This is a genomic window from Streptomyces sp. 15-116A (genome assembly GCF_025290915.1).
GTDB lineage: Bacteria > Actinomycetota > Actinomycetes > Streptomycetales > Streptomycetaceae > Streptomyces.
In genome coordinates, this window is record NZ_JAOCQE010000048.1 from 1 (window position 1) to 23,399 (window position 23,399).

General features: G+C 69.9%; 19 protein-coding genes and 4 pseudogenes. 8 read left to right on the forward strand and 15 right to left on the reverse strand.

Translation table 11 applies throughout. The features are described from left to right. Positions 1 to 367 (forward strand): annotated as a pseudogene (locus N4P33_RS11515) (hypothetical protein); the annotation flags it as partial. Positions 368 to 435: 68 nt separating this feature from the next. Here the strand turns inward: N4P33_RS11515 and N4P33_RS11520 are convergent. Next, the gene (locus tag N4P33_RS11520) at positions 436 to 819 is read right to left on the reverse strand and encodes a hypothetical protein (protein ID WP_260826268.1); all 384 of its coding nucleotides are present in this window, start codon (positions 817 to 819) and stop codon (positions 436 to 438) included. Between the two features lie 150 nt (positions 820 to 969). On the opposite strand from N4P33_RS11520, the gene N4P33_RS11525 reads away from it, so the two are divergent. Beyond that, positions 970 to 1,347, forward strand: a complete 378-nt coding sequence (locus N4P33_RS11525) for a hypothetical protein (protein WP_260826269.1) — start codon at positions 970 to 972, stop codon at positions 1,345 to 1,347. 128 nt (positions 1,348 to 1,475) lie between these two features. Then, a complete protein-coding gene (locus N4P33_RS11530) occupies positions 1,476 to 1,805 on the forward strand; it encodes a deoxyxylulose-5-phosphate synthase (RefSeq protein WP_260826270.1) in 330 nt (109 codons plus the stop codon). A gap of 8 nt (positions 1,806 to 1,813) precedes the next feature. Here the strand turns inward: N4P33_RS11530 and N4P33_RS11535 are convergent, their stop codons facing one another. Continuing rightward, positions 1,814 to 1,984, reverse strand: a complete 171-nt coding sequence (locus tag N4P33_RS11535; RefSeq protein WP_260826271.1) for a LapA family protein — start codon at positions 1,982 to 1,984, stop codon at positions 1,814 to 1,816. A 164-nt stretch (positions 1,985 to 2,148) separates the two neighbouring features. On the opposite strand from N4P33_RS11535, the gene N4P33_RS11540 reads away from it, so the two are divergent. Beyond that, on the forward strand, positions 2,149 to 2,502 hold the full coding sequence (locus tag N4P33_RS11540; RefSeq protein ID WP_260826272.1) for a VOC family protein: 354 nt from the start codon (positions 2,149 to 2,151) through the stop codon (positions 2,500 to 2,502). 14 nt (positions 2,503 to 2,516) lie between these two features. On the opposite strand, the pseudogene N4P33_RS11545 reads toward N4P33_RS11540, so the two are convergent. From N4P33_RS11545 to N4P33_RS11555, 3 genes and pseudogenes are all read right to left on the reverse strand, one after another. Beyond that, positions 2,517 to 3,029 (reverse strand): annotated as a pseudogene (locus N4P33_RS11545) (NUDIX hydrolase); the annotation flags it as partial. A 121-nt stretch (positions 3,030 to 3,150) separates the two neighbouring features. Then, entirely contained in the window at positions 3,151 to 5,043 is a 1,893-nt protein-coding gene (locus N4P33_RS11550; protein WP_260826273.1) for an ATP-binding cassette domain-containing protein, read from the reverse strand. Between the two features lie 580 nt (positions 5,044 to 5,623). After that, complete coding sequence (locus tag N4P33_RS11555; RefSeq protein ID WP_260826274.1) at positions 5,624 to 6,568, reverse strand: aldo/keto reductase; 945 nt, start codon at positions 6,566 to 6,568, stop codon at positions 5,624 to 5,626. A 190-nt stretch (positions 6,569 to 6,758) separates the two neighbouring features. Here N4P33_RS11555 and N4P33_RS11560 point away from each other — a divergent pair, with 190 nt between their 5' ends. Continuing rightward, entirely contained in the window at positions 6,759 to 7,247 is a 489-nt protein-coding gene (locus N4P33_RS11560) for a GNAT family N-acetyltransferase (protein ID WP_260826275.1), read from the forward strand. Between the two features lie 77 nt (positions 7,248 to 7,324). Here N4P33_RS11560 and N4P33_RS11565 read toward each other — a convergent pair whose 3' ends face one another. Further along, positions 7,325 to 9,010, reverse strand: a complete 1,686-nt coding sequence (locus N4P33_RS11565) for a ribonuclease J (RefSeq protein WP_260826276.1) — start codon at positions 9,008 to 9,010, stop codon at positions 7,325 to 7,327. Positions 9,011 to 9,242: 232 nt separating this feature from the next. Here N4P33_RS11565 and N4P33_RS11570 point away from each other — a divergent pair. Next, positions 9,243 to 9,341, forward strand: a pseudogene (locus tag N4P33_RS11570) (3-oxoadipate enol-lactone hydrolase); the annotation flags it as partial. A 469-nt stretch (positions 9,342 to 9,810) separates the two neighbouring features. Next, a complete protein-coding gene (locus tag N4P33_RS11575) occupies positions 9,811 to 11,550 on the forward strand; it encodes an AIPR family protein (RefSeq protein ID WP_260826277.1) in 1,740 nt (579 codons plus the stop codon). Between the two features lie 95 nt (positions 11,551 to 11,645). On the opposite strand, the gene N4P33_RS11580 is transcribed toward N4P33_RS11575, so the two are convergent. The 8 genes and pseudogenes from N4P33_RS11580 to N4P33_RS35560 form a co-directional block, all read right to left on the reverse strand. After that, the gene (locus N4P33_RS11580; RefSeq protein ID WP_260826278.1) at positions 11,646 to 12,536 is read right to left on the reverse strand and encodes an MBL fold metallo-hydrolase; all 891 of its coding nucleotides are present in this window, start codon (positions 12,534 to 12,536) and stop codon (positions 11,646 to 11,648) included. A 108-nt stretch (positions 12,537 to 12,644) separates the two neighbouring features. Next, positions 12,645 to 14,363 carry an aldehyde dehydrogenase family protein gene (locus tag N4P33_RS11585; protein ID WP_260826279.1) on the reverse strand — a complete coding sequence of 573 codons (1,719 nt, stop codon included), beginning with the start codon at positions 14,361 to 14,363 and terminating at the stop codon, positions 12,645 to 12,647. Further along, positions 14,363 to 15,916, reverse strand: a complete 1,554-nt coding sequence (locus N4P33_RS11590; RefSeq protein ID WP_260826280.1) for a GMC family oxidoreductase — start codon at positions 15,914 to 15,916, stop codon at positions 14,363 to 14,365. The genes N4P33_RS11585 and N4P33_RS11590 overlap by 1 nt, the downstream gene beginning before the upstream one ends. A 44-nt stretch (positions 15,917 to 15,960) precedes the next feature. Further along, on the reverse strand, positions 15,961 to 16,914 hold the full coding sequence (locus N4P33_RS11595; RefSeq protein WP_260826281.1) for an alpha/beta hydrolase: 954 nt from the start codon (positions 16,912 to 16,914) through the stop codon (positions 15,961 to 15,963). Continuing rightward, positions 16,911 to 18,431 carry an NAD(P)/FAD-dependent oxidoreductase gene (locus N4P33_RS11600; RefSeq protein ID WP_260826282.1) on the reverse strand — a complete coding sequence of 507 codons (1,521 nt, stop codon included), beginning with the start codon at positions 18,429 to 18,431 and terminating at the stop codon, positions 16,911 to 16,913. The genes N4P33_RS11595 and N4P33_RS11600 overlap by 4 nt, the downstream gene beginning before the upstream one ends. 77 nt (positions 18,432 to 18,508) lie before the next feature. Further along, positions 18,509 to 19,714: pseudogene (locus N4P33_RS11605) on the reverse strand (acyl-CoA dehydrogenase family protein); the annotation flags it as partial. 1 nt (position 19,715) lies between these two features. Continuing rightward, positions 19,716 to 20,759: a phosphotransferase family protein gene (locus tag N4P33_RS11610; protein ID WP_260826283.1), complete on the reverse strand. Its 1,044-nt coding sequence runs from the start codon at positions 20,757 to 20,759 to the stop codon at positions 19,716 to 19,718. Continuing rightward, positions 20,759 to 21,028, reverse strand: coding sequence for a hypothetical protein (locus N4P33_RS35560; RefSeq protein WP_313904504.1), 270 nt, complete (start codon positions 21,026 to 21,028; stop codon positions 20,759 to 20,761). The genes N4P33_RS11610 and N4P33_RS35560 overlap by 1 nt, the downstream gene beginning before the upstream one ends. A 243-nt stretch (positions 21,029 to 21,271) precedes the next feature. Between N4P33_RS35560 and N4P33_RS11620 the strand changes: the two genes are divergently transcribed. Next, a complete protein-coding gene (locus tag N4P33_RS11620) occupies positions 21,272 to 21,844 on the forward strand; it encodes a TetR/AcrR family transcriptional regulator (protein WP_260826284.1) in 573 nt (190 codons plus the stop codon). 18 nt (positions 21,845 to 21,862) lie between these two features. On the opposite strand, the gene N4P33_RS11625 is transcribed toward N4P33_RS11620, so the two are convergent. Further along, positions 21,863 to 23,338, reverse strand: coding sequence for a class I adenylate-forming enzyme family protein (locus N4P33_RS11625; protein WP_260826285.1), 1,476 nt, complete (start codon positions 23,336 to 23,338; stop codon positions 21,863 to 21,865). Positions 23,339 to 23,399 lie beyond the last annotated feature (61 nt).

A 23,399-nucleotide genomic window follows, 5' to 3' on the forward strand; every position in this document is an offset into this window, starting at 1 on the left:
GCGCGCCCTGTACGCCTCCCTCGCCAAGGCCGCAGGCCGCAGCCCCGCCGAGCTGGCACGCGCGGTGGCCGCCTGGCGTCAGGGCGGCCCGAGCGGCCTCAGCGTGCTCGAGGAACCCTGGGACCCACCGGCCGGCCGCTTCGACCGCGCCCGCCCGCTCCTCCTCGCCGCCGACCTGCCCGCGTTCCGTCCCTGGCGCAACCGCCTCACCCACCCCCGAGGCCATGTCCAGCTCCGCCTGGGCCGCGACCACCTCTGGTACGCCTACGAGTCCGAACCCGGCCACGACGACTGGTGGCCCCGCGGCACACCGGACTCGGACCCGGTCGGCGCCCTGACCGGCCTGGACACCCCGGGTGCCTTGTAAGAGGCCCGGGGGATGGGATCGTCGAGCCCGGGGATCGGTCATCGAGCCGGTACGGATCGGGCCATAGCTCACACCGACCGCACGCGCTCACGCCCCAGACGCTCCCGGACGGTCCGTACGAGCTCAGGGTCGGGCTCGGGCGCGGTGACGGCCAGACGGGCGTAGGGCGCGGAGGACGCGGAGGGCCACAGGTCCACGACGACCGCGGTTTCACCGGCCCGCACCACAACGAAATCCGTCCCGCGAGGATGCGCCCGCTCTCCCGCGCAGAGCCCGGGACGGCACACGCCACCGCGCGACCCACCGCGCAGAGCACGCCACCAGTCCGGCTCGATCCACACGTCCCTGACGTCGGCCAGAGCCACGCGAACCTCGCGGTGCCGGGTCAGAAGCCGTTCCCGCCAGGACAGACGAAGTACCAGGTCATCAGCGTCCACCACCAGCCGTGCCACGGCTGCCGCCTCCCTCGACACCATGCGTCGAAGTCGCCGTACCGTACGAGATTCATCATCCCAATCCCACCCGTACCGCGCCTAAAATAATCACGGATCCATCACGGTCATGTGTCCGGGCGAAGGCCACCGCGGAAGGGAGGCAGGCCGATGATCACCGAACTGGCTGTAGAGCGCGTCGAATTCACCTGCGGACATTGCTGGCACAAGTGGAGCGCCGATTACGACGTCCAGCAGTACCGCGACGACAACGGCGACGCATGGGAGTACTTCACCCGCGACGGCATCGCCGTCCCGTCCCCCTACGACCTCCAGGGCGCGCCCCCCTGCCCGATCTGCGGCCGCCACTGGGTGGGCCGCCTGATCGCCCGCAGGCCGGTCCCGGTCCCGCCGGGCGCCTCCGACACCCCCCGGAGCCGCATCACCGTGCCATCCGACCAGCACCGCACCGACCGCCACACGGCACCCCCACTGGAAGCCGACGCCCACGCACAGCCCACCCCCGCCGCTTCCCCCGGCGACCGCTGACCCCGCACCCCGGCTGCCGGCTCGGCCTCACCGAGCCGGCAGCCGCCTCCGCACACCGCCGGCGCGGGGCGGCCCCCGCTCTCCGAAATCCCGTCGACTCCTCGCGGCACGGCCCCTACCCTGCCCGCATGCCTCCCGCGAAGACCTCGTACGTCTGCCTGCCCTGCCGGGCGTCGTACAAGCAGCCCTACGACCGGGACCGGCCCCGGACCTGCCCGCGGTGCGCGAACCCGTTGATCCACGTGGGCTCGGCCTTCGCCGCCCCACGCCGACGCGATGCCGCCGCATGGCGAACCCTCTCGGTGCTGCTGCACGCAGGCGTGCGCTTCCACAAGAGCTGCTGCGGCGGCCCCGGCTACCGCCCCCGCACCCTGCGCGAGATCCGCGAGCGCATGACCTACGCCGGGCGAACCGGCACCCCTTTCACCGAGGCGCTGGTGCTCCGCGACGTACCGTGACCCGACGCCTACCGTCGGGCACGCCGACGAGCGATGAGCAGCCCGAGCGCGATGCCCACCAGAAGCGTGACGGTCAGCACGCTCCACAGCGGCAACGTCACCGTGGGCACCCATAGCCTGATGGTGACCGAGTCGGTATTGGCAGCGATGAACCAGACGGCCGCGGCAGCGAGAAGCACGAACCCGATCGTCCGCAGCCTGATGTCCCGCCCCTTCACTGTCAGCGTCGACGGACTGTGCGCATGTGCGGTACTCCGGGCCATAAACCCCATTATCAACCGCTTCCACCCCACCAGCGACCTCTGACCACCAACCGGAGCGCCTCGCTCGCTTCTGGTGTGAGGTGCTGGGGCATGTCGTACCGCCACCGCCGGAGGGGTTCGCCACGTGGGACGAGTACAAGCGCGCGCAGCCGCCCGAGGAGCGGGACTCCTGGTTCGCCTGCATCGATCCCTCGGGTGCGGGTCCGCGGCTGTACTTCCAGCGCGTCCCGGAGGGGAAGGCCGCCAAGAACCGGGTGCATCTCGATGTGCGGGTCGGCACCGGACTCGTGGAGGAAGAGCGCCTCGCCGCACTCGAGGCCGAATGCGCACGGCTGATCCCGCTCGGCGCGGTACAGGTGCGGACTCTGTACGACGGCAACGACGCGTGCATCCCGATGCTCGACATCGAGGGAAACGTGTTCTGCATCGACTGAGCTCCGCACCGAGCTCATCCCGTGCTGTCCGTGACGGGCCCCGCCGATGAGGCGCCGTCGGCGAAGGGCGTGTAGTGCGCGGGGGTGTGGTCGACGGGCAGGTCGGGTCGCCAGGCGGTGAGGATCTGGGCGCTGCACACGAACAAGCCGTCGGGCAGCCGGTCGAGGGGGTACCAGGCCCAGTCGCCGACGCTTTCGTCCGGCTGGGTGGCCGGCTGCCCCTCCCAGGTGTCGACCAGGGCGCCGACGGTGAGCCGTACGACGCCTTGGACGTCGTCGAGGAGCGTGCCCAGGAGCGTGACGTCCTCGGGCCGCGCGCGCAGCCCCGTCTCCTCGGCGAGTTCGCGGACGACGGTCTGCTCGAAGGACTCGCCGGCCTCGACGGTCCCACCGGGCAGTTCCAGCGTGCCACGGCGGTGACGGCCCAGAAGCACACCCCGCTCGCTCAGGACGATCGCACCGACCCCGATGACGGCGTGCGCAACGGGCGGACGCGCGACGCGGGGCCTGCTGGAGACGCGCACAGGCTGCTGGCGGCTGCCGTAGAGGGGCCAGGCGTGTGCGTTGAGTTCTTCGGCGGTCATGGTTGCTCCTCGGGGGGGCCGTTCGGCCCGGGTGGTGAGTATGGGTGCTGGTGGACGGGGGGCGTCAGCGGTCCTGGGAGAGCGTCAGTAGTTCGGCGAAGGTTCCGCCGGCGTGGACGAGGTCGTCGTAGTGGCCCTGTTCGGTGATTCGGCCGTGTTCCATCACGATGATGTGATCGGCGATCTTGGTGTTCTCCAGCCGGTGGGTGACCATGATGGTGATGCGGTCGGCGGCGATGGCCTTGATCTGCTCGAAGATCTGGTGCTCACCGCGCGGGTCCATCTGGGAGGTGGGTTCGTCGAGGATCAGCAGCCCGGGCCGGCGGTACAGCGCGCGGGAGCAGGCGATGCGCTGCCACTGGCCGCCGGAGAGCTCCGCGCCGCCGAAGACGTCGCGGACGAGGAGCGTGTCCAGGCCCGCGGGGAGGTCCTCGACGGCCTCGCGCAGGCCGACCGCCTCGACGGCTTCCCACACCGGCCCGTCGTCGCGGGTGCGCGGCTGCCCCAGGGTCACGTTCTCGCGGACGCGCAGCGGCCACTGGGCGAAGATCTGCGGCACCAGACCGGTGTGCGCCCACACCGTGGCGGGATCCAGCTCGGCGAGGTCGACGCCGTTCCAGGTGACCTTGCCCTTGTCGGGCAGGTAGATCCCGGTGAGCAGCCGGGTGAGCGTGGACTTGCCCGAGCCGTTCGCGCCGACGATCGCGAGAATCTGCCCGCGCCTCAGCGTGAGGGAGACACCGTCCACAGCGGGCCTGTCCTTGCCCGCGTACTGGAAGGCGACCTCGTCCAGCCGGATCTCCTCGGTCGGCGCGCCGTGCCGGTGAGGGCCGCGCTCGGGGGCGCGGGCCGCGGCATCCTCGAGGAAGGACTGCATGTCGCCCAAGTACAGGCTGGTGTGGAAGACGGCGGCCCCGTTGACGACGACCCCGGAGAGAGCGGCCAGTGTGGTCTGGACGGCAATGACGGCCGTGGCGGCGACCGCCAGGCCGATGCGGCCGGTCACCGCGAGCCAGGCGAGGGCGCCCCACGTCGCGACCAGGAACACCCCACCGGCCAGCGAGGACAGCAGGGCGATCCGCAAGGTCCGCGGCGCCGCGGCCAGGGTGCGCCGGTCGCACCGGTCGGACAGGGACCGGTACCAGAACACCAGGTAGTCGGTCATCGAGTTGGCGCGGACCTCGTCGCCGTACTTCGACGCCGTCGCCCACCAGCGCATCATGCCGCGCACGTTGCGGTCGGCCACGTTGGCGTAGTGGATCTGGTAGTCGCCCCGGGCGGTCAGGACGGCGCCGACACCGGCCGGCAGCACGGCGAGCAGGAGCAGCGGCAGCATCAGCGGGTTCAGCACCGACAGGACGCCGACGGCGGTGATCATACGGATCAGGGCGGCCATGAACCGCTGCGCGTCGGTGACCATCACCTGCGTGCGGATCACCCCCATCTCGGCCGCCTCCTGACGGACCGAGAACCCGTCCTCCGCGTACGCCGAGGCCTCGACCCGGCACACCGCTTCGACCAGCGCCGTATCCGTCTCCGTGGTCAGCCGGGGGGTGATCCGCCGCTCGGCGTACGTGGCCACCGCCGCGGCGCCTCGGCCGAACGCGGCGGCGAGCGCCACCACGAGCAGCGCGGGCAGCGCCCCGCGCAGCCGCTCACCTGCGCTGCCGTCTCCGAGGACGGGCGCCATGGCGCGGGCGGTGGCGGTCAGCAGCACGGCGGCGGAGACACCCGTGACCACCTGACAGACGAGCAGCAGCTGCACGGCCCGCCGGTCGGTCCGCCACGACAGCCGGGCGATGCGGCCCAGCACGGCCGGGATCTGCCCGCACATCCGCCGGAACGAGACCTCGGCGAGCGGATTGACGGAGTACTGCCCCTTGTACGTGATCTCCGCAGGCGGCGGGGGAGGCGGCGGCGCGTTGTCGTGCTGTGCGTGCGATGCGGGCGAGGTCAACGGGTCCCCCTGGGCGGTCGTCCGGCGCGGTCGTGAGGTTCAACGACCCGGCCCAGATATCGAACTGGTGTATTTCGGACGGACCCGGAAGCCCGGGATTCAGCGCGTGGCGGAGCGTGGCTGATGCATCGACCCGTCCCCTGCAACAGGAGTACGACGCAGGCGGGTTGGCCGAAACGCCGTGAACGGTTCGAGGGACCGTGCCCATGCCAGCGCCAGCCGAGTTCGAACAGAGCTTGAGACCCTGCCCGGTACACCGGAAGTCGCCGGCACCGCTCGCGCCGCCCCTTCCCCGGCGGCGACGCGCCTTCGATGCGCCCGGCGTGACCGGTCGCCGTTTCCGTCGACACCCAGTGCAGGCGGCCGACCAGCACGGACCGTTGGCAGGCGGGGTGACCGAAGAGGGAGTAGTCGGCCGGCTGCTGGACGGTGGACGGAGACGTCCACCGCTCGGTGCTGGGGCGCGATCTGGGACGTCGACGGTGGCGTCATGGCCGGCCGCAACTGACCCGTCCGCGCCGGGTCCGGTGCTGCCGGATCCGGCGCTCAGCCGGGGAACGCCGTACCAGAGGCCGTGCCTTCAGGCGGAGGCTTCCGTGAGCCTCGCCAGCTCGTCGTCCGGCAGGCGCAGTTCCGCCACCTTCAGCAGGGCCGGGAGCTGCTCGACCGTCCTGGCGGAGGCGATCGGCGCGGCGACCGTCGGCTGGGCCGCGAGCCAGGCGAGGGCGACGGAGGCGACCTCGGTGTCGTGGGCCCGCGCGATGGCGTCGAGGGCGGTGAGGACCCTCTGCCCCCGCTCGGTGCGCAGATGCGCGGCGGCGCCCCGTGCCCGCGGGCTGTCCACCGAGGCGCCCGGCCGGTACTTGCCGGTCAGGAAGCCGGAGGCCAGCGCGTAGTACGGAACGGCCGCGAGGCCGTACCGCTCGGCAAGGCGCTGCAGCTCGCCCTCGTAGCTCTCGCGCGAGACCAGGTTGTAGTGGGGCTGGAGTGCGACGTAGCGGGCCAGTCCCTCGCGCTCGGAGAAGTCCAGCGAGGCCTGCAGGCGCTCGGCGGAGATGTTGGAGGCGGCGATGTGGCGGACCTTGCCCGCCTTCACCAGCTCGTCCAGCGCGCCGATGATCTCCTCCACCGGCACGTCCGGCTTGTCGAAGTGGGTGTAGTACAGGTCGATGTAGTCGGTGCCCAGGCGCCGCAGGGAGGCGTCGGCCGCGGCCTTGATGTTGGCGGCCGTCAGGCCCTGGAACTCGGGGTGCTGGCTGACCTTGGTGGCGATGACTACGTCGGAGCGGTTGCCGCGTTCCTTGACCCACTTGCCGATGATCGTCTCCGACTCACCGCCCTTGTTGCCCTCGACCCACGCGGAGTAGGAGTCGGCGGTGTCGACGAAGTTGCCACCGGCGGCCGTGTAGGCGTCCAGCACGGCGAAGGACTGCGCCTCGTCGGCGGTCCAGCCGAAGACGTTGCCACCGAGGGCGAGGGGAAAGACCTCGAGGTCGGACGTTCCCAGTTTGCGCACAGAAGTCATGCTCAACATCAACAACAGGCGTCAGGCGTTCCATTCCGAGGGCGGCGGCGTAGATCAGTCCCGGGGCGTACCCAGCCAGCACCAGGGAAGCGGCCGCGGCCGCCGACAGCCGTCGTGTGCCCCCACATGCCGACCGTCATCGGCCACACCATGGCGTTGTGCCGCCCGGGCCGCTCGTCATACTGGCCCGATGGCATCACGCACTGTCCAAAGCAGCCGGCCGATCACGATACGGAGGGCCGTTGCGCGGGATGCCGGACGGCTCACGCGGCTCGTGCGTGGCTCAGGCGCCTACGCGGGCCAGTACGCAGCCGCAGTCGCGGGCTACCGGGTCGGTCCTGATTACATCGAGGCCCACCGCGTCTTCGTGGCCGTCGGCGCCGACGAGCAGGGAGACCGGATCCTCGGGTTCTACTCGCTCGTTCTGGCTCCACCGGAGCTCGACCTGCTGTTCGTCGCCGATCATGCGCAAGGACGGGGTACGGGACGGCTGCTCGTCGCGCACATGCAGTCCGAGGCCCGTGCCGCCGGGCTCGAACGTGTCAAGGTCGTGTCGCACCCTCCCGCCGAGGGCTTCTACCACCGCGCCGGTGCCGTGCGGACCGGAACCGCGCTCGCGAACCCGCCCGCCGTGCCGTGGGACCGTCCCGAGTTCGAGTTTCGCATTCCTCCGGAATGACGCGGTGCGCCGGTTCGCGGGGCACCGGGATGCCGGCGGGGCAGCGCGCAACGGGGACCGTGCTGCCCCGCCGCGGCTCAGGCGTCGATGATGACGGGGATGATGAGGGGCTTGCGGCGGTGGGTGCGGAACGCCCAGTTCGCCACGGCGCGGGCGAGGAGTTGTTCGAGTTGGCGCGCGTCCCCGACGCCTTCCTCGGCCGCGGTGGCGAGGGTCTTCTCGATGACGGGGATGACCGGCTCGAAGGTGGCGTCGTCGTGGACGAAGCCCCGGGCCAGGAAATCGGGGGGCTCGGCGAGGGCGCCGGTGTCCGCGTCGACGATCGCCACCACCGTGACCACGCCTTCGGCGGCGAGCGTGAGGCGGTCCTTGAGGGACGCCTCGGTCGCGCCGCCGACCTCCATGCCGTCCACATAGACGTTGCCCGCGGGCACCTTGCCGGTGATGGATGCGCGCCCGTCGACGAGGTCGACGACGACGCCGTCCTCGGCGATGACGACCCGGTCGGGGTCGACGCCGGTCCGGATGGCGAGGTCGGCGTTGGCCCGCAGGTGGCGCCATTCGCCGTGGACGGGCATGACGTTGCGGGGCTTGACAATGTTGTAGCAGTAGACGAGTTCGCCGGCGCTGGCGTGCCCGGAGACATGCACCTTGGCGTTGCCCTTGTGGACCACGTGCGCGCCCCAGCGGGTCAGCCCGTTGATCACCCGGTAGATGGCGTTCTCGTTCCCGGGGATGAGGGAGCTGGCGAGCAGGACGGTGTCGCCCTTGCCGATACGGATCATGTGGTCGCGGTTGGCCATCCGTGACAGCGCGGCCATCGGTTCGCCCTGGGAGCCGGTGCACACCAGAGTGATCTTGTGGTCCGGGAGCTTCTCCAGCTCCTTCGTGCTCACGACCAGACCGGAGGGGACTTTCAGATAGCCCAGGTCACGGGCGATGCCCATGTTGCGGACCATCGACCGGCCCACGAAGGCGACCTTGCGGCCGTGCTGGTGTGCGGCGTCCAGGACCTGCTGGATGCGGTGCACGTGACTGGCGAAGCTGGAGACGATGACCCGGCGCGGCGCGGTGCGCATCACCTGCTCGATGGCCGGGTTCAGCTCGCGTTCGGAGGTGGTGAAGCCGGGTACCTCGGCATTGGTGGAGTCGGTGAGGAACAGGTCCACGCCCTCCTCGCCGAGGCGGGCGAAGGCGCGCAGATCGGTGATGCGGTCGTCGAGAGGGAACTGGTCCATCTTGAAGTCGCCGGTGTGCAGCACCATCCCGGCCTCGGTGCGGATCGCGACCGCGAGGCTGTCGGGGATGGAGTGGTTGACCGCCACGAATTCGCAGTCGAAGGGCCCGAAGCCACGCCGGTCGCCCTCCCGCACCCGCACCGTGCGCGGCCGAATGCCGTGTTCCTTGAGCTTGGCCTCAAGGAACGCCAACGTCAGCTTGGAGCCGACGACGGGAATGTCGGACCGCTCGCGCAGCAGGTACGGCACACCGCCGATGTGATCCTCGTGGCCGTGGGTGAGTACCACGGCCACGATGTCGTCCAGCCGGTCCCGGATCGAGGTGAAGTCCGGCAGGATCACGTCCACGCCGGGCTGGGTCTCCTCGGGGAACAGCACGCCGCAGTCGACGATGAGCAGCTTGCCCGCGTGCTCGAAGACGGTCATATTGCGGCCGATCTCACCCAGGCCGCCCAGGGGGACGACCCGCAGCCCTCCCTCGGGAAGGGGCGGGGCGGCTTTCAGCTCAGGGTGCGGATGACTCATACCCCGACGGTACCCGGATCGCGGGACGGGATGATCCATCATGTCGGCGAGCGGGGGACAGGCAGTGGTGAAAGCGGTACAGCCTTCCGTGTGTTCGGCGACCAGGACGAGATCCTCGTCGGTGCTGGTCAGGTGCTGGTCAGGTGCTGGTCAGGTGCTGGTCAGGTGCTGGGTGGCCCCTGCGGTTCCCCGGGCTGTGTGAGATTTCGTGAGACGTGAGAGGGTCTGACGCGTGAGTGAGACACCGTCGAACACCCTGCAATACCGCTTTGACGGGCCAGAAGAGGCTCCCGTCCTGATCCTGGGGCCCTCGCTGGGCACCACCTGGCACAGGTTGTAGAGACCGTCTACGGGCGTCCACGTCAGTCCAGGGTGACCGTGTAAGGACAGCTCAGAGCGTTTTGATCTGAGGGCGTCGACGCAGTTGGTGACAGGCGCGTGATAGCGGCGTTGGACGAGAAGCTCCGCAGGTGTGGCCCGGCAGGGCTCTTGAGTGGGTGGATTTCTGCGTCTGTCATGGGTGTCTCTTCGCTGGGGTTCTCCTTTCCGAGCGCGGAGGAGGGGACGGGTCGAGTCGCAGCGTGTGGCCCAGGGACTCTGTGCGATCGACTGCGGTGCACGGCATTCGCTACCGCAGAAGTTCACGTCTCGGGGGTGTCCGGGCTCTGTCTGTCCTGGCCCACGGCTGGTTCGGTCTACGGGGGCGCGGGGAGGGGGGCTCGGAATCTCGCGCGCGACCTGTTCAGAGCCGGTCGGGCCTGTCAACATCTCATTGTCAGTGTGAAGTTGGGGGGCCTTACGTGGTGTCGGTGCAAAGCAATGATCAGCGGCTGTTGGAACGCATCCTGGAGGATCAGCATCTCAAGCTGGCGCCGGACAAGAACCGGGATGACTTCTTCACGTTCTTCGCCGCGGACAAGGCTCTGCAGGACTGGGACCTGGACAACGACGAGATCACGGATGGCATCGTCGACGGCGCGCATGACTGCGGTATCGACGGCATCTGGACGTTTGTGGACGAGCGCTACATCACCGCTGATGCGCATCAGTTTCTCCCGTCGCGTGCCGGCAAGATCGAGCTGGTCATCTTGCAGGCGAAGAACTCGTCGGGATACCAGGAGTCGGTGATCGAGAAGCTGCACTTCCATCTGCCCGCTCTGTTGGACATGGGCCGGGACGAGGAAGACCTGGTCGCCCACACCAACGCCAAGCTGCTCGAACGTACGCGTCGCTTCCTGCATATCCTCGAAGAACTGGCATCCTCCTTCCCTCAAGTTCGCATCAAGGTCATCTACGCGAACAAGTCGGCAGAGACACCGCACCCCAACGTCAAGGCCAAGGGAGACAGGCTCAGGCGCGAGCTTGCGAAGATCACATCCGACACCAGGGCCGACCTTGAGTACCTCAATGCCGCTGACCTGCGCGAGCGGACTGCCCGCGGAGCCAAAGCCGTCGCACAGCTGGTGTTCACCGAAACGCCGATGAGCACATCGCTCGGCGAGGGATATGTTTGTCTGGCGCGGCTGGACGAGTACTACCGCTTCATCACGTCCGACAACGAAGCTTTGCGCTTGGAGCTCTTCGAGTCCAACGTGCGCGACTACGCGGGATCCACGGCAGTCAACAACGCCATCGGTGAAACCCTGAAGTCCGGGACAGGCGAGGACTTCTGGTGGTTCAACAACGGTGTCACCGTCGTCGCGGACGCTGCCCAGATCGCCGGCAAGAGGATCGTGGTCAAAGAGCCTCAGATCGTCAACGGGCTACAGACCAGCCACGAGATCTACAGCTACGTCCAGAACGGTGGTCAGCACCGCGAGCGGTCCCTCCTCGTGAAGATCGTTGTCGCGCCCGAGTCCGGTACGGCTCGCGACCGCATCATCCGAGCGACCAACAGCCAGACCCAACTGCCCGCCGGCGCATTGCGAGCCACCGAGTCCATCCAGAAGGACATCGAGGAGAGCCTCGGCCAGGTGGGTGGCTACTACTACGAGCGCCGAGCCAGCTACTACCGCAACCTCGGTTTCCCCCTCGATCGGGTCGTCAGCATGGCCAGACTTGCCCGCGAGTTCACCGCCTTCGTTCTGCGCGAACCACATACCGCGCTGCGGCACTCTGACGCGCTACTGCTCGACGACCAGCACTACGCGCAGATCTTCTCCCCACGGCACGACCTGGACATCTACCCCTTGTGCCTCGATGTGCACACCAGGCTGCGCGCGTTCCTCACCTGCTATGCCGAAGACCGGCCCTTGCTGGGTGATTCGCTGGAGAACTGGCTCTACCCGCTGGCAGCGATGTCCGCCTACACACTCACTCGGCTGCGGCAGCCTTCACCGCGTGACCTGCTCAACATCGACCTGGGGCATCTCAGCGACGACTTGATGTTCCGTATGACAGGCACTCTGGAGCAGAGCTTCAAGAGCGTCCTGCGCCGCAACAAGGCCGGCGGTGTCGACCGGATCGCTCGTACCCCCGACTTCACCACCAAGATCCGCCAAGCCGTTGTGTCCCAGAGCCGCTACCACATCGAAGGCTGAGGCTGCGGCCATGACGTGCGATGTCAACTGTGACGAGCTGGGCCCGAGCTCACCTGATTGAGCTTCGGGCGGAGCTTTCACGGCAGCGCGAGTCGTTACGTCGCGCGGAACCTTCCCTGCTCGACCTCCGTGACCAGTCCCGCGTCGATCAGCCGGTCCAGGTGCTGCACCGCGGTCCGTCGCTCGACCGGCTCCACGTGTGGGCCCTGGATATGGGGGCGGTAGACCAGCCGGTGCTCGGCGATCTCCTCGACGGTCCGCGGCTCGTCGAGGAATGCCAAGAGGGTCGCGTCACGCTTTTCCACCACCTCCACGAAGTCGTCGAGCCGCCTGGCGAACTCTCCGGCGCCCTCGATCACACCCTTCTGGTGAGCAGTGCCGTACCAGCGGACGCCGAAATCCCGGCATCGGCGCAGGGAAGCCTCGAAGTCGGTGAGGCTGCTGCCGACGTCTCCGTAGTACGGCCCGAAGGATGTCAGGTCGATGTCCGCCACGAAGAGGAAGCCGTCCGGCTCGATCAGGAAGCCGCTGTGGCCCGCCGTGTGGCCCGGAAGGTGTACGACGGTCACGGTGCGGCCACCGAGGTCGAACACCGTGCCGTCCTCGAACCCCGTGGCGTCAGGACGATCCCGCACATGGAAGTGGTCGCGGAGCATCGCATGGGTGTGCTCGGTGGCGTCCGAGGGGAGGCCGTAGCCCTCGACCATGATCTCGCGTGACCGCAGCGCGGCCAGGTCCTTCTCATGGATCCGGACGGGCACCTCGTACTCGGCGAGACCTGCCACGTGGTCCTCGTGCGCGTGGCTCACGAGGACCAGGTCTGCGGGTGGTGCCGTGCCGACGAGCGACAGCGACGGATCGATGACCAGTGTCTCGGCGGTGCCGCGCACGAGTACGGAGTTGGCGTAGGGGTAGGCGCCCAGTTCGCCGCCCACCAGCACGGTGACTCCGCCGTACTGCCTTTCCGCGTATCCGGTGGTGGGCAAGGGCGGTACTCCTTCGTCCGCGTGTCGCGGTGATCGGATCCAGGTGTCGAGGCCGGTGGGCCCCGGGGAGCTGCCCCGGCCGACGTGGCGTCCGGGGCGGGTGCGGAGTCAGCCGCGCAGGGCGGAGGCGAAGATCCGCGGCAGCGCGGACCAGCGGGGAGCCGCGGCGAAGTCGGCGAGGAGGCGGCCCGTGGTGGCGGCGGTGCGGTTGGTGACGAACCACGGTGGCTTGGGGGACAGGGTCGTCTTCCCGTGCAGGATGGCCCGGGGCGCGGGGTGGAACGGCCCCCGGACCACGGTGCGTTCGGGCCCGTCCAGGAGGAGCGCGTTGTGCACGACGCCGATACCGCTCTGCACGTCGTCGAGGGTGTGGCCCGGGAAGGCGCCCCAGGAGGCGGTCGCGGTGAGGTAGCCGACTCCGGTCCAGGCGTTCAACGCGATCGTGCCGTAGCGGAGTTCGGCGATCGCCTCGTCCAGAGCGGGGCCGAGCACGGCCATGGTGCCCGGATGCGCGATCAGGTTCACACCGAGGGTGCCGGCGAACTCCTCGTTCGCGGTGCGGACCGCCTCGGCGAGGAACTGACGTGCGTCGCCGGGTAGTTCCAGGACGGCGAGAACGGGAGCGAAGTGCTCCGTGGTCAGAGCCGGGCCGGGTTTCTCCGGATCGAGCCCCGTGATCAGCACGCGGCCTGCACCGATCTGCTCGGCGGTGTCGCCGTACGTGTCGAGGGCGCGGGTGACCCGGTCGTCGCTGCCGGGGTAGTACGCGGGGCGGGCGGGTGCGTCGGCCAGCGCGGCTCGCAGGTGGGCCAGGAAGCGGTCCTTCTGTGCCCAGTCGGCATTGACCACGACCACCTGGCTCGCCACGCAGTTGTAGCCGTTGTTGTGCAGCTTCTGGGTGGCGATGTGCTCGGCCTGGTAGCGCAGGTCCGCTTCGGACCAGCCGCCCGGCAGCACGATGGTGGGGGAGACCCCGCCCAGTTCGCTGGTGACCGGTTTGCCGAGCAGTGGCGTGCCCGCCTTTTTGCGGCGGGCGCCCTCGGTGCCCGTACCGAAGACGATCGCGTCATGCGTCGCGGCGCTGCCGGTCATGTGGACATGGCGGACCTTCGGGTGGTGCACCAGGTACGCGCCGACGTCGGCGCCACCGGTGAGGATCCGGACCGCCCCGAGGTCGATCAGCGGCGCCAGCACCTGGCTGAAGACGTCGAGGAGCCCGTCGGTGACCGGGTTCAGTTTGAGGGCCACCACCCGGTTGTGCGCGTACAGCTCGTAGAGCACGTCCAGGATCGGGATCGAGGTGATGTTCCCGGCGCCGAGCACGACGCCCACGCCCGCGGTGGCGGCCGGGTGGAGCTGGGCGAGGCCCGCGCGCTGCCGCACCGCTTCCTTCGTGATGCCGGGCGGCATCCACACCTCGGCGCTGAACCCGTTCAGCAGGAGGCGGTCCCAGATGCTGTGCGGCAGGACGCGGACCGTGACCCGTCCGCCGGGCGCTCGGCCGAAGGAGAAGCCGTCGACAGGACTGCGGCCCTCCTCCAGGGCGGTGATGCTTGCGGCGAGCGCGCCGAGGGAGCTCAGCACCGGGTAGGGGCCGGTGATCCATTCTTCGCCGATCAGCGGGCTGTCGCTTGGCAGCCGTTTGTACGCGACGGCCGCGCGCACCCACGCCTCGGCCGCTTCGGCGGTGGCCGCGTGCATCTGCTCGAGCAGTTCCCGTCGCCTCGCCCGGTCGCAGGCGGCCCAGGCGGCCTCGCCGCGCACCAGGTCGTCGACGGCGCGGTCGATGGCCCACGTTCGTTCGGTGGGCGGCAGGGCGGCGGTCATCACGCGGCTCCCTTGATGAGGTCGGCCGCCTTCTCCGCCGCCATGATCGTGGGCGCGTTGGTGTTGCCGCGCGGCACGGTCGGGAAGACGGAGGCGTCGACCACCCGCAGGCCCGGCACGTCGTACACCCGCAGCTCGGGGTCGACCACCGCGCCGATCGCGCACGTCGACGTCGGGTGGTACAGCGTCTGCCCGGACCTCTGCGCCCAGGCGAGGAGATCCGCGTCGGTGTACGAGGCCGGCACGTCGAACTGTCCCGTGACCAGGTCCGCCACCGCCGACTGGGCGGCGATCTCCAGTGCGATCCGGATGCCCGCGACGATGACCGCCCGGTCCTGAGGCGTCGTCAGGTAGTTGTGCACGATCCGGGGAGCCGCGTCGGGGCGAGGGGAGCGCAGCGTCACCTCGCCGCGGCTCGTCGGAGCGACCACGCACGGGCCGAAGGAGAAGCCGTGTCCGATCGGCGCGCCGAGCCCTTCCTGATGGAAGAGCACAGGGGCGGCGTGGAACTGCACGTCTGGGGCGTCCAGTTCGGGACGGCTGCGGAAGAAGCCACCTGCCTCGCCGACGTTGGAGGTCAGGGGGCCGCGCCCCTCGCTCTGCAGCAGGGTCGCGTTCTTGGGGCTCGCCGCGCCGATCAGTGACTCGGCGTCGGTGAGGAAGTTGAGCAGCGTCATGTAGTGGTCCTGGAGGCCCTGCCCGACCGGCAGATCGCGGACGACCTCGATGCCGAAGGCGGACAGGGCGGGAGCGGGGCCGATGCCGGACAGCATCAGCAGCTTCGGGGACTCGTAGGCTCCCGCGGAGAGGATCACCTCGCGCTCGGCCCGTACGACCTCGATGCCGCCGCCCCGCTCGACCTCGACACCCGTTGCCCGGCCGCCGTCGAGTATGACGCGGTGGGCGCGGGCCGAGGAGAGTACGGTGAGGTTCGGCCGGTCGAGGGCGGGGTGCAGATAGGCGACGGCGGCGCTGCAGCGAAGACCGCCGCGCTGCGTCAACTGGTAGCGGCCGACGCCGAACTGCGACTCGCCGTTGAAATCGTCGTTCGTCTTGTGCCCGGCCTGTTCGGCGGCCCTCACGAAAGCCGAGGCGAGCGGGTGCCGGGACCTGCCGTCGCTGACCGTCAGCGGCCCGCCCGTCCCGTGGTAGTCGTCCGCGCCCCGCTCGTTGTCCTCCGAGCGCCGGAAGTACGGCAGCACGTCGGCGTACGACCAGCCGGTCGCCCCGGCGGCGGCCCAGCCGTCGTAGTCGGCCCGGTTGCCGCGAATGTAGATCATCGCGTTGATCGAGCTGGAACCGCCGAACACCTTGCCTCGGGGCAGGTAGGTCCGTCGCCCTCCGATGCCCGGCTCCGGGTCGGAGTCGAGGTCCCAGTCCAGCGCGGACTTGAACAGCTGAGGGAAGGCCGCCGGGACGTGGATCTCCTGCGCGGTGTCGGGGCCGCCGGCCTCGATCAGCGCGACCCGCACATCGGGGTCCTCCGAGAGTCGCGCCGCGAGGACACAGCCCGCGGATCCGGCGCCGACGATGACGTAGTCGTACATGCTCATCCCGTCCCTTGAACGAATACAGCGTGGTGGCGAACGAAGAGGGGTCACTCGGCCCGGGGAGCCCGGTGGCCTCCCGGGTGCCGGGCGGCACGCGTCGGATCGAGGACGCGCGAGAGGAAGGCGAGCTGATCGGCCAGTGCGCGCTGCTGTCCCGGGCCGGCGTAGACGTCCAGGTGGTCCACGGGGTACTCGCGCAGCTCCCCCCACCGGCCGGCCTTCCTGGCGGTCCGCCGGGCCGCTCCGGCAGGTGCGATGCGGTCCTCCGTACCGATCTGCACGAGGATGGGGCAGGCCAGACGCCGGACGAAGGTGGTGGGCCGGTTCAGCCCGACTTTCAGTGCCGCCCGTGCGCACACCTCGTTGCGGAAGGTGGGGCCGGCGAACGACGCGCAGATCTCCTGCGCATGAGGGACTCCCATCATGGCCAGCGCCCCGGGCTCCCCGACAACCGGTACGAGGTGCGGTGTCCGCCCTGTGAGGGCGCGAGCGGTGTCACGCAGGCCGTGCCCCGCCAGGCGCAGCAGCCGGCCGGGGCCGGCGTGGCGCATGAGGTGCGCCAGTGAGGCGAGGCCGTCGGTCACGGGCGTCAGCGAGACGACCGCGGTGACACGAGCGTCCTGGGCGGCGACCACGAGGGCGTGGCCGCCCGCGTACGACACACCCCACAGCACGATCCGATGCGGATCGACGCCGGGCAGCCGCCGGGCGGCAGCGAGGGCCGCGTGGTAGTCCTGCCGCTGGCGGCGGACCGAGACGTCCTGGCGGGGGGTGCCGCCGGAGTCGCCGAAGCCGCGGTAGTCGAAGACGAAAGCGTCGATGCCGGCCTCGGCGAAGCCCTCGGCATAGTTCAGCAGGCCGCTGTCACGGGTGCCGCCGAAGCCGTGGGCCATGACCACGCACGGCCGCCCGAGAGGGCCGGCCAGTGCGTCGTTGCCGGCCGGCAGGTGCCAGGCGGCGCAGCGGACACCGTGGCTGACGAAGGTGAGGTCGCGTTTCATCCCGCCGTCCCCGGCCGGGAGTCCGACAGCACCGGGGCGCCGGCGGTGAACCTGAGCGCCGGGTCCTCGACCGGCCCCTCGCGCAGCCGCTCGATGTCCTTCTCGTACGCCATCTCCACTGTCCACGGGCCGTGCGTTCCCGCCCGCGGGAACTGCCCGATCCCCCTGCGGACGTAGTTGGAGGTCAGGTCCATGTACGGCACCCGCTCGACGGACGGGTCGTCGAGGACCGGTTCGACGGTGTCGTAACCGTGGGCGTCCATGTGGTCGAGCAGACGGCAGAAGTGCTCGCAGACCAGATCGACCTTGAGCGTCCAGGACAGATTCGTGTATCCCAGCGCGAACGCGAGGTTCGGCACGCCGGACAGCATCATGGCCTTGTACGCCATGGTGTCCGAGGGTTTCGTCTCGCGGCCGTCGACGCTCAGCCGGATCTTGCCGAAGGGGGACATGGTGAGCCCGGTCGCGGTGACGATGATGTCGGCGGTCAGTTCCTGTCCCGACTTCAGCCGGATGCCGGTCCGGGTGAACCGGTCGATGTGGTCGGTGACGACCGAGGCCCGCCCCGCCGAGATCGCCTTGAAGAGGTCGCCGTCGGGCACCACGCACAGCCGCTGGTCCCAGGGGTCGTAGCGCGGGGTGAAGTGGGTCGCGACGTCGAAGTGCCGGGGGAGTTGCCGGCGCACGTTGGCGATGAGCAGTCTGCGCATGAGCTTCGGCATGCGCCGGCTGGCCTTGTAGACCCCGCGGGTGAACATGATGTTCTTGCGCCGGACGATCTCGTGTGCCCGTTTGTGGCCGAGCAGTTTCCTCAGCGCGTGGGCCAGGGAGTCCTGGGCCGGCACCGAGAAGACGTAACTCGGTGAGCGCTGCAGCATGGTGACGTGTTCCGCTGTGCGAGCCATCGAGGGAATGAGGGTGATGGCCGTGGCGCCGCTGCCGATCACGATGACGCGTTTGCCGGTGTGGTCGAGGTCCTCGGGCCAGTGCTGCGGATGGATCACCGTGCCCGCGAAGTCCTCGACGCCGGTGAACGGGGGTGTGTAACCCGCGTCGTGGTCGTACATGCCGGTGCCGAGGAACAGAAAGCGTGCGGTGAACCTCGCCTTCTTCCTGCTCCCGGACTGCTGGGCTGTGACGGTCCACCGCCCCGTCGTGGAGGAGAACTCCGCGCTGACGACCCGGTGGCCGAACCGGATGTGCCGGGCGAGCCCGTGCTCGGTGACCGTCTGCCGCAGGTAGTCGAGGATGAGGTGTCCGTCGGCGATCGACGTGCGGTGGGCCCACGGTTTGAAGCCGTAGCCGAAGGTGGGCATGTCCGAGTCGGAGCGGATGCCGGGGTACTGGAACAGGTCCCATGTGCCGCCGATGGAGTCGCGGCCCTCCAGGATCGCGAAGGTGGTGCCGGGGCGGCGGGTCTTGAGGTGAGAGGCCGCACCGATGCCCGAGATCCCGGCACCGACGATCAGCACGTCGACGTCCGCGGACGGTGTCCGGCTGGTGGTTGTGTTCGTCAAGGGTGACTCCTGGCGGCGGTGGTGAGGGGCTGGGCGCTGCCGGCTCCCGCCGGTCGGCCGTCGCCCGCGGCGGCCCTTCGGTTGAGCTCGGCACGCGCGAGAGCGTTCTTGTGCACCTCGTCGGGGCCGTCGGCGAAGCGCAGCGAGCGGATGCCGGCGTAGGCGCGGGCGAGCGGGAAGTCCTGCGACAGGCCGCCCGCTCCGTGCGTCTGGATCGCCTTGTCGAGGATCCACTGAACCGTCCTGGGCGTGGCGATCTTGATCGCCTGGATCTCGGTGTGTGCGCCCTTGTTGCCGACGGTGTCCATGAGCCAGGCGGTCTTGAGCACCAGGAGGCGCAGTTGCTCGATCCGCACCCGCGACTCCGCGATCCAGTCACGGATCACGCCCTGGCGGGCGAGCGGTTTACCGAAGGCCACCCGCTCCTGGGCGCGGGCGCACATCAGCTCGACGGCACGCTCGGCGATGCCGATGGAACGCATGCAGTGATGGATACGCCCGGGGCCCAGCCGGGCCTGGGCGATCGCGAATCCGTCACCCTCCTGCCCGATGAGGTTCGCGGCCGGCACCCGTACGTCGTGGAACACCAGTTCCGCGTGGCCGCCGTGGTGCTGGTCGTCGTAGCCGAAGACCTCCATGGCGCGCCTGATCTCGAGGCCGGGGGTGTCCCGGGGCACGAGGATCATCGACTGCCGCCGGTGCCGGTCGGCCTCGGGGTCGGTCCTGCCCATCACGATGAACACCGCGGCGCCCGGGTTCATCGCTCCGGTGATCCACCACTTGCGGCCGTTGATCACGTAGTCGTCGCCGTCGCGGACGATGGACGTGGCGATGTTCGTGGCGTCGGAGGAGGCGACATCGGGTTCCGTCATCGCGAACGCGGAGCGGATCTCGCCGGCGAGGAGCGGCTCCAGCCACTCCCTGCGCTGGGCCTCGGTGCCGAACATCGACAGCACTTCCATGTTGCCGGTGTCCGGCGCCGCGCAATTGAGCACGGCGGGCGCGAGGTCCGGCGAGCGGCCGGTGATCTCGGCGAGCGGCGCGTACTGCAGGTTGGTGAGGCCGGCGCCCTCCTCACCGGGGAGGAACAGGTTCCACAGACTGCGTCTGCGGGCCTCGGCCCGCAGCTCGCCGAGTATGGGGACCGAGTCCCAGGCCCAGCGGTCCTCCAGCGCCCCGAGCTGCCGGTGGAACACCGGCTCAGCCGGGTGGATGTGGCCCCACATCAAGTCGAGGAGGTTCTCGCGCAGCAGTTCGGTGCGGGGATCGAAGGCGAAGTGCATGTCAGTGTTCCTTGAGTGCGGCGAGCCCGGCGTCGAGCAGGGGATGGATCGCCTCGCCGATGCGGTCGAAGCCTGGGCCGACGGTCTGCCCGCCCAGGTGCCGGAAGTGGATGCCTTCGAGGATCGCGGCGAGCTTGAAGGCGGCGAGGCCGAGGTGGAACCCGAGGCCGCCGAGGTCGCGCCCGCTGCGGGCGGCGTAGCGGGCGATGATCTCCGGCTCGTCCAGGAAGCCGGGCGCGTCGCCGGCGTCGGGGGCGACCTCGGGGCCGACGAGCCGGGCGAGTCGGGTGTAGAGCAGCATCAGCGCCAGGTCGGTGAGCGGGTCGCCGAGGGTGGCCATCTCCCAGTCGATGACGGCGCGCAGCTGGTCGTCCGCGTCGATCAGCACGTTGTCGAGGCGGAAGTCGCCGTGGACGATGCCGGGGCGGCCGGCTGCGTCCGCCGAGGGCGCCCTGGCCTCGAGTGCGGCGTGCAATTCGACGGCGGCCGGCAGGTCTCGGGAGTACGAGGCGGCCAGCTGCTTGTGCCAGCGCGCCACCTGGCGGGTGAGGAAGCCTTCGGGCCGGCCGAAACCACCGAGTCCGACGGCGTCCGCGTCGACCGAGTGGAGGTCGGCGAGGGTGTCCACGAGGGCGCCGGAGATGTGCCGCACTCGCCCGGGGCCGAGGGGCGCCAGTTGTGCGGCCGTGCGATAGGGCGTACCGGCGACGGCCTCCATGACGTAGAACTCGGCGCCGAGTACCCCGGTGTCGAGGCAGAGGCCGTGCAGCCGTGGTACCGGCACGGGGCTGTCGGCGAGCGCCTCCATCACTGCGTACTCGCGCCCCATGTCGTGGGCCGTGGCGAGCACGTGGCCGAGCGGTGGCCGGCGCAGGATCCAGTGGGACTCGCCGTCGGTGAGGCGGTAGGTCAGATTGGACTTGCCGCCGGTGATCAGCGTGGCCGACAGCGTGCCGGTCCGCCCTTCCGGCACGGCCTCGGCGAACCACGGAGCCAGCCGGGTCAGGTCGAGCCCCGGGGTGTCACCGTTGTCGCGCGGTCCCATCAGGCACCACCGGCAGATGCGAGGCCGCCGTCGATGACCGGCGTCCGGCCGGTCATCCATGCCGCGTCCGCGGAGAGCCGGAACGCAACGACGCTGCCGAAAACGTCGCCCGGTGTTCCGAGTCGCCCCAGCGGGTACTTCATCGCGACCTCGTCGACCCGGCCGCGACGCCTCAGTTCGCGGGCCGCTGCCTTGGCGGCCCTTGCGAGTCCGATTCCGCGGCGGGCGCCCGTGATGATCGCGGTCTGTCCCGCGGCTCGGTCGGCCATGTCTTCTCCTCGACGGGTTGGTGCGGGTCACTCACGGCCCGGCGGTCTGCGCTGCCGAGATGTTCCGGGCAGCGGCCGCGCCACCCATCGAACCGATGTCGAATCGGGTTCGAGTTTATGGTGCGCTCGCGGCCTGTCAATACGTAGAGAGATCCGGCATCGCGGCTGATACGATCTCGAATCGTGTTCGATAGAAATGCGACAACCCGGACCCCGGCACGGTCGGCAACACAGCGCCGGGGGATGGAGCGCAGAAAGGCCATCCTCGACGCCGCTGAGACCCTGCTCGCCGAGCAGGGCTACGAGGCCGCCACCCTCAAGGCGACCGGTGAGCGCGCCGGCATCCCGATCGCCTCGATGTACCACTACTTCGCCGACCGGTACCAGGTCGATGCCGAGCTGCTGCAACGGCATCTGAGCGAACTGGACAGGCTCATCGGCGCCGCCCTGGCCGAGCCCAGGGCGCAGACGCTGCGCGAGGCCGTCGATGTCATGATCGACCTGCTCCTCGACTACCTCCGCCGCCACCGGAGTTGCACAGAGCTCTGGTTCACGGGCCGCCACGCCACGCTCGACGAACTGGTGCGCGCCTTCGACGAGGCGCAGGCGGAACGGCTCTGGCACCACCTCGTCGAGCAGCGCTTCGTATCCGCCGACACGCCGCTGCTCGCCCTGCTTCTCGCCTTCGAGGTGGGCACCCGCCTGTTCGACACCGCGTTCCGCCGCTCGCCGACCGGTGACGACGCCACGATCGAGGAGGCGCGCCGCCTCGTCACCGCGTACTTGGAGACGTACGCCTCCGAAGAGACGCGGTGAAGACACCGACGCGGACGGCTAACGCAGCGGGCCGTCCCACCGCACCTGGTCGCGCAGCCGGTTCTTCAGGAGCTTCCCTCCGGCATTGCGCGGCAGCGCCTCGGTGACGATCGTGGCGTACTGCGGGACTTTGAAGTCGGCGAGCCGGTCCCGGCAGTGCGCGATCACCTCCGCGACGTCTATGTCCGCCCGGTCCCCGTAGAGGACGGCTCCGACCTTCTCCCCCATGACGTCGTCGGGTACGGCGAGGACGGCGGCGTCGGCGACCCCGGGGGCGGAGAGCAGCACGGCCTCGACCTCCACGCTGGAGATGTTCTCGCCGCCGCGATTGATGATGTCCTTGATCCGGTCGACGATGTGGACACGTCCGGCCTCGTCGACCCGGACGATGTCCCCGGTGTGCAGCCATCCGTCCACGATGGTCTCGGCCGTGGCCTCCGGCCTGCGCCAGTAGCCCGTGGTCACCGTCGCGCCACGGACCACCAGCTCGCCCGTGAACGGGTCGTCGCCGATCGGGTCGACACCGAGGTCCACCGAGGGCACCGCGTAGCCGACGGAGTCCGCGTGCTCGGCGGCGTCCCGGTCCGGCAGGACGGTGATCAGCGACGCCGTCTCGGTCATGCCGTAGCCGTTGATCACCTTGGCCCGCGGGAACGCCTCCTTCACCGCGCGCACCAGGGACGGGGCGATCGGGGCACCGCCGTACGCCAGCCATCGCACCCCGGAGACGTCGGCGCCGGCGAAGCCGGGATGCCGCAGCAGCAGGGAGTACACCGCGGGCACGGTCACGACGAAGGAGATCCGCTCCTCCGCCAACGCCGCAGCCAACCGCGGCAGATCGAGCGTGGGCATGATCACCGAAGTGCCGCCGAGGTGGGTGGCGACGATGAACTGCGCGTTGCAGCCCGTGACATGGAACAGCGGAACCGAGATCAGCGTCCGCAGATGCGGCCCGGCCTCCCGGGGTATGCCGAGACACCGGATCAGGTTCTCGGCGTTGGTCACGAACGCCTCGTGCGTGGTCGGCACTCCCTTGGGGCGTCCGGTCGTCCCCGACGTGTAGAAGAGCGCGGCCACGTCGGCGGGGTCGATATCCGTCGTGACGTACGGATCGCCGTCCGGCAGGGGAGCGTCGGCCGGTAGATCGACCTTGACGCCCGCGTCGTCGAGGACGAACTCCACCTCCGGTCGAGCGGACCGGGTGTTGACCGCCACGGCGACGCCGCCGGCCATCACGGTGCCCCAGAAGGCGAGGGCCCAGTTCGTGCCCGCCGGATACCTCACGGCCACCCGGTCCCCTCGCTCCACTCCGCGGGCCCGCAGCCCGCCGGCCACCCGGGCGGCGCGCCGCCACAGCTGTGCGTAGGTGAGCCGGTCGCCGCCGAGTTCGACGACCGCTTCGGCGTCGGGGCGGACGTCGACGTGGCTGCGGAGCATGTCGAGCAGGGTCGCGGGCACATCGGGGTACCGCGGGACGCCGTTCACGTCCCTCACGAGGTCTCCCTGGGGGAAGGGGTTGTGTGATCGGGTGACAGGGGTGATGGGACGGGGCATT